Here is a 13716-nt window from a genome sequence, read left to right on the forward strand (position 1 = left end):
AGCTTGAAATGTATTATTGTAGAGGATGAATATCCATCTAGGGAAGAGTTAAAGTATTTTATTAAAGAATATAGTGCTATTGAAATTGTAGAGGAATTTGAAGATGCTTTGAGTGCATTAAAGTTCTTAGAGAAAAATAATGTAGATGTGATATTTTTAGATATCAATATGCCAAACTTAGATGGAATGACCTTTAGTAAATTAGTTGCTAAATTTAAAGAAAGACCAAAAATTGTCTTTATTACAGCCTATAAAGAATATGCAGTAGAAGCCTTTGAAGTGCATGCCTTTGATTATATTTTAAAGCCATATTCAAAAGAAAGAATGATTCATTTATTAAAAAAGCTAGAAGATCAAGAAGAGAATAGAGGGTATAAAAGGGATAAGATTATTTTATGCAAAAACGAAAAAATGATTGTTGTGGATTGGATGGATATATATTATTGTGAAGCCCATGAAAGGGAAACTATTGTTTATACAAAAGATGAAAAATATATTGCAAAGATGAATATTTCACAGTTTTTAGAAAAAATACCAAAGGACAAATTCTATAGAAGCCACCGATCATATATTTTAAATCTAGATAAGATTCAAGAGATTATTCCCTGGTTTAACAATACATATAATGTAAAGCTCGAGGATTTGGATGCAATTATTCCTGTAAGCAGAAATAAAATAAAGGAATTCCGAAAAATTATGGGAATATCTTAAAATTTATGCACGAATGAAATTTCGTGTTTATTTTTTTGCATTTCATGTTGTAGTGAATTCTTTTCATTACGAAGCGATTCTTTTTGATGAAGATTTAAAATATAATATACAGGTAAACAACTTCAAAACGAAATATAAAAGATAGTTCATTCCAGATAACTTTTGAAAAAACAAAACTTCATTCCATGAAAAAATACTAAACCTTCAAAACTCACTTTGTTCAAACAATGAAGGTTCTTAACGTATTTTTCATGAAATTTCAGTAAGTTTTTTTACAAAAGTTATCGAAGTCATTCACTTATCTTTATATATTTCTTTTTTTCATGTTGAAGTTGGATCCTTATATAAAAATAAGTAAATATTATTAAAAGGAGGAGAAGTACATGGTCACCTTTATTTTATCTATTGGAATTTTAATTTTAGGTTATTTTCTTTATGGTAAGTTTGTGGAAAACGTTTTCGGGGTTGATGATGCAAATGTTACGCCAGCTGTATCTATGGAGGATGGTGTAGATTATATTCCAATGAGTTGGCCGAGAATATTCTTGATTCAATTCTTAAATATTGCAGGATTAGGTCCTATATATGGAGCTATAGCAGGTGCATTATGGGGACCAGCTGCATTTTTATGGATTGTATTCGGATGTATTTTTGCAGGAGCTGTACATGATTATTTCTCAGGAATGTTATCTATTCGTCATAAAGGAACTAGTGTATCAGAGATTGTAGGGATTTATCTAGGAGATACTGTAAAAACAATCATGAGAGTTTTTAGTGTAGTATTATTAGTATTAGTAGGTGTTGTTTTCGTAATGGGTCCAGCTGGACTTTTAGCAAATATAACAGGACTTAGCAAAACATTATTAATCGGTATGATTATTATTTATTATCTACTTGCTACTGTACTTCCAGTAGATAAGTTGATCGGAAAGATTTATCCAATATTTGGAGCATCTCTTTTAATAATGGCAGCAGGGATTGGTGTAGGGATTATTGCTAAAGGATATACAATTCCAGAACTTACATTAACGAACCTACATCCGAAAGGAACACCATTTTTCCCATTTTTATTCATAACGATTGCCTGTGGTGCAATATCAGGTTTTCATGCAACACAATCACCACTTATGGCTAGATGTGTAAGAAAAGAAAGTGAAGGAAGAAGAATATTCTATGGGTCAATGATTGCAGAAGGTATTATTGCGTTGATTTGGGCAGCAGCAGCTATGACATTCTTTGGTGGTACAGAAGGATTAGCTGCAACACTTGCAAATGGTGGACCAGGGGTTGTAGTAAAAGAAATATCAACAACACTTCTAGGTACTATAGGTGGAATCCTTGCAATGCTTGGAGTAGTTGCTTGTCCAATAACATCAGGAGATACTGCTTTTAGAAGTGCAAGACTTGTTATTGCAGATGCTATTAATTTAAAACAAGAAAAGACAATGAATAGATTTTATATTGCTATTCCGTTATTTGCAGTAGGGGTAGCCCTTACACAAATTGATTTTGGAATTATTTGGAGATATTTCTCATGGTCAAATCAAACACTTGCAATGATTGTACTTTGGGCTTCAGCAACATATCTAGCTAAAAAAGGAAAAAATCATTGGATTTGTAGTATACCAGCAACATTTATGACAGGTGTAACAACTTCTTATATATTACAAGCTCCAGAAGGATTTAAATTAGCTACTACGCTTTCAAATATTGTAGGAATTGCTTTAGCGTTAGTATTCTTTGGAATATTTATGAGCAAAGCCAAAAAAGAAAATAAAGATGTAAAGCAAAAATATGCTGCATTATAATATCAAAAGCAGATGACGTAGATCATCTGCTTTTGGTAATTTTTACTATAGGTACACAACATCAACATAAAAAAAAGAAATATATAAAGATAAGTGAATGACTTCGATAACTTTTGTAAAAAAACTTACTGAAATTTCATGAAAAATACGTTAAGAACCTTCATTGTTTGAACGAAGTGAGTTTTGAAGGTTTAGTATTTTTTCATGGAATGAAGTTTTGTTTTTTCAAAAGTTATCTGGAATGAACTATCTTTTATATTTCATTTTGAAGTTGGATCCCTATATAAAAAAATTTGAAAATTTAGTATTGACATACTATAAGAATGTTTGTATAATAAACACTAAATTACAAATTGCACATATTTTAAAGTGAAGACGGAGAGAAAAATATCATGTCTTTAACTACAGAGAGCTAATGTTTGCTGAGAGTTAGCGTTGAAGCTGGTATATAATGATCACTCCCGAGCTGCCGAGTCGAAAGGGATACTAAGTAGATGAGGATGGTTGCCTCCAATATAAGGCTAGGGTTCAAATAAGCAAGATATACTTATTTCGACCTGAAAATAAGGCAATATTTTATTGCGAAATAGGGTGGTACCGCGAAGATAATCTTTCGTCCCTATAAATATTCTATGAATGTTTATAGGAATGAAAGGTTTTTTTATTTTAAAATTTATAATGTTCAAAGAAAGGAAGAAGGAAAATGAAAAGAGACAGTTTTGGCTCAAGATTAGGAATCTTGGCAGCAGCAGCAGGATCTGCTATAGGATTGGGAAATATATGGAAATTCCCTTTTGTTACAGGACAAAATGGGGGAGCAGCATTCATATTAGTTTATTTATTTTGTATTGCACTCATAGGCTTGCCTGTCATGGTATCAGAGTTTGTATTAGGTAGAAAAACACAAGCAAATGCAGCAGGTGCTTTCAAAGCAATAGAAAAGGAGAAGCCGTGGTATTTATCGGGATATGTGGCGATTGGAACAGCATTTATCATTTTATCTTATTATGCAATGATTGCAGGTTGGATTTTCTCATATATAGGTAGAGCTGCAACTGGCAAATTGATTACTGTAGCTCCAGAAAAGTTAGGAAGTTATTTTGAAAGTATTATTGGAAGTAATATTGAACCTATGTTTTGTACTTTTTTAGTTATTGCATTTACAGCTTTTATGGTTTTATCAGGGGTTAAGGATGGTATAGAAAAGTATAGTAAAATATTAATGCCTATTTTATTAGTTATATTAGTAGGACTAATGATTCGTTCTGTAACTTTAGATGGTGCTTCAAAAGGATTGGAATTTTTATTCAAACCTAATTGGAGTAGTTTAACAACAGAAGGAGTTCTTGAGGCTTTAGGACATGCTTTTTACTCTTTAAGTTTAGGAATGGGAATTATTATAACTTATGGTAGTTACATTAATAAAAAGGAAAATATCTTAAAATTAGCACTGCAAGTAACGATTGCAGATACTGTGATTGCGTTGATGGCAGGGACAGTTATTTTTCCAGCAGTATTTGCATATGGATTGGAACCAAATGCAGGACCAGGACTTATATTTATCACATTGCCAGCAGTATTTAGAGAGATGCCGTTAGGTGCATTATTTGAAACATTATTTTTCTTACTTGTAGGGATTGCAGCTCTTACATCTACTATTTCATTATTAGAGGTAGTTGTTGCATTTGTTACAGAGCAGTTTAATATTGCAAGAAAGAAAGCAACAGTTTTATTAGCAGCTATTATTTATTTAGTATCTATTCCAAGTGTATTATCTTTTGGTGCATGGAGTGATATAAAAATATTTGGAAGAACATTCTTTGATTTATTTGATCAGACAGCATCAAATATACTCCTACCAATCGGTGGTTTATTAGTATGTATCTTTGTAGGATGGGTATGGGGTTCTGAAAATGCAGTTAAAGAGATTACAAGTAATGGAAAATATCAATTTAACTATCAACGTGCATATGATTTTATTATCAAATTATTAGCTCCTGCTGCAATTATTGTAATTTTCTTAAATGCAACAGGCTTATTAGACAAGATTGTACCAGCTGAACAAATGAGTACAGTGATGTTTACAGGCTTTGGAGCAATTCTTTTTGTTGGATTGATACTGTTGAATAAAAAAAATAGAATGAAAAAAGCAGATTTTTAGAAATAAACAAAACCCTTGTTATATTTTTACAATAACAAGGGTTTTTACTGTATAGAATTGTAAAGCAATAGGACTTAACCTATAATAGACTTAGGAGAAGAAAAATATGGAAGCATTGTATATGAGAGGAGAAGGTGAAATGAAAACCTATCAATATTTATTTGGACCTGTACCTTCAAGGAGAATGGGTTTATCTGTAGGAGTGAGTCCTATTCCAAGAAAATACTGTAATTATTCATGTATTTACTGTCAGCTTGGAAGGACTAATAAGTTGTCTAATACTCGTGAAAGCTTTTTTGAAATTGAAGAAATTCTAAGCGAATTTAAAGATTATTTAAAGGAAGAAATAAAATTTGATGTTGTAACAATTGTAGGAGAAGGAGAACCTACCTTGTATAAAGATTTAAAGGAACTCATATTAGGACTTAAGCATTTAACAAAAAAACCTGTTGCGGTGATTACAAATGGTTCGCTTTTATATAAAAAAGAAGTAAGATCAGCTTTGTATGAGGCAGATATTGTACTTCCTTCTTTAGATGCTTATGATGAAGAAAGCTTTAAAAGAATTGACCGTCCTTTTGGAAAAATAAAATTTCAAGATGTATATGATGGACTTATTATTTTTTCAAAGGAATATAAAGGTCAGTTGTGGATAGAAACTATGATGATAAAAGATATCAATGATGATGAAGCATCTTTATTGAAGATGAAAAATTTATTAAAAAAAATTAATTATGAGAGATTATATATCAATACGCCTGTAAGACCTCCTGCGGAAGAGAGGGTAAAGCCTGCATCGAAAGAAGCAATAGAAAGAGCGGTGAAAAGCTTAGGTGGTATATCTATAGATATGCTACATTCTGAGGGCTTTTTTAGTGAAGAAAAGGATGATTATATGGCGATTCTTAGCATTATTAAGAGGCATCCTATGAATCAATATGAAATAGATACCTTTTTAAAGTCTAGAAAATGTGAGAAAACAGAGTATATATTTGAAAAATTGAATAATGATAAAAATGTTGATGTGTTAGACTATAAAGGATATATTACTTATCGTTATAGGTAATAAAGGGGGAAGATTTATGCAAAGACCTGTAAAAAGAGTTGCTGCAATCCATGATTTGTCTGGTTTTGGAAGGGCATCTTTAACAATGATTATACCTATTCTATCTGCTATGAAGGTTCAAGTTTGTCCTGTTCCTACAGCTGTTTTATCTACTCATACTGGTGGATTTGAAGATTTTAGTTTTGTAGATTTAACAGATACTATGGAGAGCTATATTCAGCATTGGGCAAAAATAGGAATCGACTTTGATTGTATTTATAGTGGTTTTTTAGGTTCAACTAAGCAGATTGATATCGTTTCCAAATTTATAGATTTATTTGGAAATGATGAAAACTTAAAAGTGGTAGATCCAGTTATGGGGGATAATGGAAAGCTGTATACAACAATGAATGAGGAAATGGTTAATCGCATGAAAATGCTTATTAAAAAGGCAGATATTATCACGCCTAATTTCACGGAAGCTGCTTATCTGCTAGGCGAAGCTTATGAAGAAAATATTTCAGAGGATAAAATTAAGGATTGGCTGATTAGATTAGCAGATATGGGGCCTAAAATTGTTATTATTACTAGTGTTCCAGATCATAAGGGAAGTAAAAAAACAAGTGTGATCGCCTATGATAGGAAGGATCATCGCTTTTGGAAAGTGAGCTGTCTTTATATTCCAGCACATTTTCCTGGAACAGGAGATGGCTTTACGAGTGTGTTAGTTGGAAGCTTGCTTCAAGGAGATAGTCTGCCTATTGCATTAGATAGAAGTGTGCAGTTTATTACATCTGCAATACGAGCAAGCTATGGATTTGATTATCCTCAAAGAGAAGGTGTATTATTAGAAAGAGTTCTTGAAAACTTAAACATGCCTGTGTTGATGAGTAGTTATGAGTTATTAAAATAAATTTATTTGAATTGGCAAACATTATATGCTACAATGACTTTAGTTGATATAGAAAGAATCAAACTATTCATTTTTTAAATTTAAAAATGAATATTGTAAATAACGTATTTTGCACTGATCCTTTGGACAGGGACAAAAGAAGTTATTAAGGAAATATCTTGGGATAAAAAATTATCCGAGATGTTTGTTGTGACTTTGTATTGGTACCCTTTTTGTGTCTAATTGGATGCAAAAAGGGTTTTTTGATTGGAGGGATAACTTGAAAATAGGATTTGTTGGTGCAGGTAAGGTAGGGTGTGCATTTGGAACATATTTAAAAAAGCATGGCTTTGAAATTTATGGATATTTTAGCAAAACCTTTGCATCAGCAGAGAGAGCAGCAAGGCTTACAGAAAGTAAAGCTGTTTTAGACTTGGCTGAACTTGTGAAAAATATCGATATTTTATTCATCACTACAAGTGATGATGCTATAAAAAAGGTGTGTGATTATTTAGTAGAAAAAAAATTATTGTCTGAAGGAAAAATACTTGTGCATATGAGTGGGGCAGCTTCTTCGAATATCTTAAAAAATGCAAAGGAGGCAGGGTGTTTTATATATTCACTTCATCCTCTTCAAGCTTTTGCAGATATTCAAAAGGCTGTAGATGATTTAAAAAATACTTTTTTTAGTATTGAAGGAGATGAAGAAAAGCTTCATGTATTAGAAAATATATTAAAAACTCTTGGAAATCCTTATTTTAAGCTGACAGATAATCAAAAGAGCATTTATCATATGGCAGCTTGTGTTGTATCAAATTATTTGGTGACATTGATGGACTATGGTTTGTCTTTATTTGCTTCTATTGGGATTGATGAAAGACAAGGATATAAGGCACTTTATCCTTTAATAGAAGGAACAATTAAAAATATTGATCGTTTAGGAACGAAGGAGGCTTTGACAGGCCCTATTGCTAGAGGCGATGTAGGAACAATTAAAAATCATATAGCAGCATTAAAAGATAATGTAGAAGCATTAGATTTTTACAAATTCATGGCATTAAAAACTATAGAACTCGCAAAGAATAAGGATGAAAATAAAGATCTAAAGGATTTAGAAAATATTTTAAAAGAGGTGGAATAAATGGCAAAAAAATTTACTGTAAGTTCATTTCAAAAGGCGAAAAAAGATGGAGAAAAAATATCAATGCTTACTGCATATGATTATTCTACGGCAAAGCTTTTAGATGAAGCAGGGGCAGATAGTTTGTTAGTTGGGGACTCATTGGGAATGGTTATGCTTGGTTATGAAAATACTTTGCAGGTAACAGTAGATGATATGATTCATCATATCAAGGCTGTTTCAAGAGGAGTAAAAAGAGCTATGGTTGTAGGGGATATGCCATTTTTATCCTACCATATTTGTGTAGAGGAAAGTGTAAGAAATGCAGGAAGATTAATACAAGAAGGTGGAGCTCATGTGGTAAAGCTTGAAGGTGGACGAGATGTTATTGATCACGTAAAAGCTATTGTAAAAGCGCAGATTCCTGTGATTGGACATCTAGGACTTACACCTCAATCAATAAATATGTTTGGAGGCTTTAAGGTTCAAGGAAAGAGTGAAGAAGCAGCAAGAAAAATTCTTGAAGATGCATTATTGCTACAGGAGGCAGGAGTATTTTCACTTGTATTAGAGTGTATTCCAGAGAAGTTAGCAAAGCTTATCACTGAAAAATTAGATATTCCTACTATAGGCATAGGTGCAGGAAAATATTGTGATGGACAAGTTTTAGTAACGCAGGATATGCTAGGAATGTATACAGACTTTACACCAAAGTTTGTGAAAAAATATGATAATTTAAATGAGTCTATTGTAGCGGCTACTAAAAAATATATAGAAGAAATCAATACAGGTGTATTTCCAAGTAAAGAGCATACCTTTAAAATTGATGATGAAGTGATTCAAAAGCTATATTAATAATGAAAAAAACCGTTATGCAAATTTATTTTGTGTAGCGGTTTTTTAGTATGGAAGCAAAGGTTTATAGCTGATTGATAGACTTGCAAGTGAAAATATATAAAGCTTCATAAATGTTTATACAAATGGTGTAAATTTTGGTAAAATGGTAAAAAGAAAATTCAGAGATTTGCATGATAAAAATCTGAATATGACATAGAATAATAGATTATAATTAATAGAATAAAATGGAAACAACTTCAGAAGGAGGGTAAAAATGGAAAATTTATTGGCGAATAGATTGTATGAAAAGATTTCAAAGGAATTGGCATCATTTGATTTTTTGAAAGAGTATATAGAAGATAGAAATTTCTATAATAAAATAGAAAATATGGTTAACAATAAGGATTTTAGCTGCAATGCTGTATACAATATATGTAAGACAATGATGAATGCTTTAGCAGGAGAAGATGCACCAAAGAGCTGGTTGCATTATATTTATCAGTTTGCTCTTAGTAAATCATTTCCATCATCTGTTGAGATTAATCTTAAAGATAGGCTGGATATGATTTGTAGTATTTATTTAAAGGTATTGAGAATTGTTTTAGAGTTTGAAAAAGAGATGATTGACAGTATATTTACGATTAATTTTTTGACAGAAGCAGAAGAAAAAGAAGTAGAGAACATTGAGGAATACAAAAAGTTTAAAAAGGCTTTTGGAGAAGATTATATTTATGAGATGATGAGATTAAGTAAGGAAGTTATTAGAGATTACACAATTGATCACATATGTGCTGTGCATAATCTAGCTATTTTTATAGGAAGACAGCTAAAAGATGCAGGAATTCCTATAGATTTAGGGAGAGTTTCGGGGGCAGCGATAGGTCATGATATTGGGAAATTTGGGTGCATAGGAAATGAAAGAAAAAGGACATCTATTCAGCATTATTATACAGATAAATGGTTTGAAAAACACAATATTACATATATTAGAAATATAGCTGTGAATTATTCGACTTGGGATTTAGAGCTTGGAAGTTTATCATTAGAAGCTCTGATATTGATTTATTGTGATTTTCGTGTAAAAAAGAAAAATAATAGAATTAATATATTGAGTTTAAAGGAATCCTTCGAGTTGATTTTAAAAAAGCTAGATGAAGGGAAAGAAAAGAAAGTTTATCGGATTTATGGAAAGTTAAAAGATTTTGAAGACTATTTGATTCATATAGGAATCAATACAGATATACAAATGTCAAAAAAGCGTGTATTAATGAATATGGATAATGTACATTATGCTTTGATGCATGGAAAAGAAGTGATTGAAAATATAAAATATCTAGCTATTCAGCATAATATTAATCTAATGCACAAGCTAAGAGATGAAGCCTCTTTAAATGCTATTTTGGAGAGTGCAAGAAGTGAAGAAACGGTGAACAATTTACGAGGCTATCTTTATGTATTTGAAGAATATTCTACTTACATGACTCAAAAACAAAAAATGATTACTATAAATTTTTTATATGAACATTTAATGCATCATGAGGAGGATATAAGGAAGCAGTGTGCAAAGATTATGGGAATTCTAATTGCAAATTTTGATGAACAATATAAAAAAGAGGTTCCTAATAATGTAATCCTAAACAATTTTGAAATGAGCAGTAGTATGTTGTTAGATAAATATTTACAGCTTTTAATATATCCAGATCCTCAAACTATACCTATTCATCGAATTTATTTAGGACATAGTATTTCAAATCTCATTCAGTCATTATTTGATAATTGTTCTAGTGATCAAGTATGTGACTATATGAAGATTTTACTAAAATATTATGAAAAAAATTATGAAGATAAAGAAATGAAGCTGCATTTAATAGAAGCTGCTAGACATTTTCCTCTTAATAGCTGTTCTGATGGTGTTTTAGATAAGCTGATGAAGTTTACTCAGATGATGCTTTTGAGCAATGATTCTGATTTAAGGCTTTATATTCTTGACACTATTTATGCTTGGATAAAAAACTTTCATGATGATTTTAAAATTATGGATTTCTTTAAAAATATTATTACGAATGACATTACAAATAATAAATTATTTGTAGAGAATTATCTGCTTTTGAAAATTTCAAAATATATTCCTTTAGAAGTAGAAATGGTTAAAGATTATAAAGAAGATAAGCAAAAAATATCGGATATGTTTTTAAGCAATTTAAAAGCTTCTATAAGGTCTGTAGTGAAAAAAGTACAGATAGATTTTCTGCTTCAATATACAATGAAGCATTTAGAACAAACAGGACTTTATACAGCTATACACTATTGCAATATTTTAAAGGTGAGTGCAAGTGAAAGTGTAAGAAATCATGCAGGAAATGCACTTCTTTCTATTGTTCCTCATATACCCTTTGAGCAGAGAAATGATGTGGTCATTGAACTGCTTCGCGGTCTTGAGGTAGAAGGATATCAATTTGCAAAATATATACCTGATTATCTTGGAAAGCTAATTCTTTATCTAAAGCCTATAGAACTTGATGAATTGATGAAGGAGCTGAGTGGAAAAATTAAGCAAGCTAGTCCACAAACTAATACTCTGCTTCTTAAAACAGTAGGAGTTGCTATTGAAAATTATCATAAATATAAAGCTTTATTTAAAGAGGAAGAAGCAAAATATAATACTCGTTTTATAAAGATGCTCGGTATTTTGCAAAATGGACTGCTGCATTATAATAACCAGGTGAAGCAGGCTGCCTTTCGAGTGATTGGAAAGGATGTTTTTGGTTCAAAGCTGCTTACTCTAGAGCAGAAGAATAATATTTTTAGATTGAGTGCAAAAAAATTACTTACTCTAATAGGAGATGAAAAAGAAGAGAATCAATTAACCTTTTTTACCCATGCTGGAGGACTTAACCATATTTATAGATTTATATCGGATTATACCTTTTATAAAGGAAAAATATCATTAAAGACAGCAGAGAAGGTTGCTTTTTTTCCTGGAACCTTCGACCCTTTTTCTTTAGGGCATAAAGCAATTGCAAGAGAAATTCGCTCTCTTGGCTTTGAGGTGTATTTGGCAGTAGATGAATTTTCTTGGTCTAAAAAAACGCAGCCGCATTTTATGAGAAGAAATATTATAAAAATGTCTATTGCAGATGAATTAGGGATTTATTTATATCCACAAGATATACCTGTAAATATAGCGAATCCATATGATTTAAAGAGATTAAGAGAATCTTTTCCGTATTCAGATGTGTATATTGTTGTTGGAAGTGATGTTGTTCTAAATGCATCTGCTTATAAAAAAGAAAAGGATGAAAATTCTATACTTTCTTTTCCACATATTCTCTTTGAAAGAAAGAGTGCTTCCTCTGTTGATGATGATGATGAAAAGATCAATGAGGCTATAAAAAATATAGACAATCAAGTCATTCGACTTTCTTTACCTCCACAGTATGAAGATATCAGCTCTACACAGATTAGAAATTATATTGATCAAAATCGTGACATTTCAAGTCTTATTGATCCAATTGCACAGAATTTTATTTATGAAAAGGGTTTGTATAGGAGGGAGCCTAGATACAAAACATTGATTCAGACAAAATCTATATCTGTAGAAATATATAATAAATTGACGGATGAGTTCTTGAAAGAATTATCGCTTTTGCCATTTATGAATTTTCATAAAGCTTATAAAAAACTAAAGGATTTTTCAAAAAAATTAAATCCAAGAATATTGCTTTTGAGGTCTATTGAGAGAAATGGAGAAATTCTTGGATTTGCAGCTTTTCATTGGCTTCGTTCGAGTATGATTTTCAAGGAATTTAAAGATGAAAATATTTCTGAATATGTAAGAAGACATGCTATTGGAAGGATATTGGTGATAGATGGGATTTTTGCAAGCTTTAAAACAGAATTTGAAAATATAGAGCAAATGATTTTAACAGAAACCTTTGCATATGCTCTTCCTAAGGATTATACATATGCAGTATATAAAAATATGATAGAGGGATATGATTCTAAATCAATAGGTGAATTATTAGAGTGTCAAGGCTTTCAGAAAATATCTGATGGAAGCTGTGCTGTTTTTGCAGTAAATATGACACAGCCTTGTACCTTATACTTAAATATAGAATCTATTATAAAAGAACCATTTAGAAGTAATCAAGATGTTATGGCTGTTATAAGAAGCTGTAGGAGAAAACTTCAAGAAGCCATTACAAAGCTTTATCCTGGACATTTAGTATTGTCATTTGATTGGAATATGGTTTATGAAAACCTCATTGCCAAAATATGTGATGAAAATGAAGTTTCTACTATTCCAACAGTTCCAAGAAAACTAGGGGAGGCTATGTGTGTTCCTTTTGGAGAGATTTTAAATGGTGCTATAATTCCTAATACAGTTACAAAATCTATGCATACAGAAAAAGTTTTTGATCCAGATATGAAAAATTTTCATATTGAAGCTTATCCTTATTATTTAAATCTTAGAGAGCAAGTAAAAATGATTAGAGCTTTTAATAGACCTGTTATATTGGTAGATGATTTACTGAATAAGGGTTATCGCATAAAAGCAATAGATCCTATTTTTAAGGAAGAAAATATTCATGTAAAAAAAATTATTGTAGGGATTCTCTCTGGTAGAGGAAAAGAGCTTATGGATATGCAGCATAGAGAAGTAGATTGTGCATATTTTATACCAAAGTTGAGAGCTTGGTTTAATGAAAGCTTTTTATATCCATTTATAGGTGGAGATACGCTGTGGAGAGGAGATAATATTAAAACAAATTTAGTTCCTTCTGTTAATTTAATACTTCCCTATACTGTCCCTACATTTATTCGAAATGCATCAAAAAATGCAATTTATCATTTGTCAGAAGTATGCATTGAGAATGCCATGGATATACTATTGGCTTTAGAAGAAGCATATCAGAAAAAGCATGAAAGAAGCTTGAGTCTAAGGCATTTAGGAGAAGTTTTTATTTCACCGAGATATCCAGACCACGGAAAAGACGTGTATTATGATATGCATCTTAGTCCATCTCATTATTTGAAAAATGATTTAGAGTATCTAAAACGATTGAAAAGTCTTATGACAGATAAGTAGTAGGTTAAAGCATATAAAAAGAACATATAGCAAATGTTTTTATTTAATTTAAA

Annotated in this window: 8 protein-coding genes and 1 other annotated feature; all 8 genes read left to right on the forward strand. The window is 31.0% G+C overall.

The features are described from left to right. Positions 1–3: 3 nt before the first annotated feature. The 8 genes from KVH43_RS05100 to KVH43_RS05135 all read left to right on the forward strand — a co-directional run bounded on the left by KVH43_RS05100 (position 4) and on the right by KVH43_RS05135 (position 13663). Complete coding sequence (locus tag KVH43_RS05100) at positions 4–711, forward strand: LytR/AlgR family response regulator transcription factor (RefSeq protein WP_218283776.1); 708 nt, start codon at positions 4–6, stop codon at positions 709–711. 383 nt (positions 712–1094) lie between these two features. Then, positions 1095–2519 (forward strand): carbon starvation CstA family protein, encoded by a 1425-nt coding sequence (locus tag KVH43_RS05105; RefSeq protein ID WP_218283777.1) that lies wholly within the window; start codon positions 1095–1097, stop codon positions 2517–2519. A 363-nt stretch (positions 2520–2882) separates the two neighbouring features. Then, positions 2883–3143, forward strand: a binding site (T-box leader). 79 nt (positions 3144–3222) lie between these two features. Then, a complete protein-coding gene (locus KVH43_RS05110) occupies positions 3223–4680 on the forward strand; it encodes a sodium-dependent transporter (protein ID WP_218283778.1) in 1458 nt (485 codons plus the stop codon). A 106-nt stretch (positions 4681–4786) separates the two neighbouring features. Further along, positions 4787–5746: a radical SAM protein gene (locus KVH43_RS05115; protein ID WP_255547818.1), complete on the forward strand. Its 960-nt coding sequence runs from the start codon at positions 4787–4789 to the stop codon at positions 5744–5746. 16 nt (positions 5747–5762) lie between these two features. Next, entirely contained in the window at positions 5763–6638 is an 876-nt protein-coding gene (locus tag KVH43_RS05120; protein WP_218283779.1) for a pyridoxamine kinase, read from the forward strand. 259 nt (positions 6639–6897) lie between these two features. Beyond that, complete coding sequence (locus KVH43_RS05125) at positions 6898–7758, forward strand: Rossmann-like and DUF2520 domain-containing protein (protein WP_218283780.1); 861 nt, start codon at positions 6898–6900, stop codon at positions 7756–7758. Continuing rightward, positions 7759–8592: a 3-methyl-2-oxobutanoate hydroxymethyltransferase gene (gene panB, locus KVH43_RS05130; RefSeq protein WP_218283781.1), complete on the forward strand. Its 834-nt coding sequence runs from the start codon at positions 7759–7761 to the stop codon at positions 8590–8592. A gap of 256 nt (positions 8593–8848) precedes the next feature. After that, positions 8849–13663: a nicotinate-nicotinamide nucleotide adenylyltransferase gene (locus KVH43_RS05135; RefSeq protein ID WP_218283782.1), complete on the forward strand. Its 4815-nt coding sequence runs from the start codon at positions 8849–8851 to the stop codon at positions 13661–13663. Positions 13664–13716 lie beyond the last annotated feature (53 nt).

It is taken from the genome of Crassaminicella indica (genome assembly GCF_019203185.1).
Lineage (GTDB): Bacteria > Bacillota > Clostridia > Peptostreptococcales > Thermotaleaceae > Crassaminicella > Crassaminicella indica.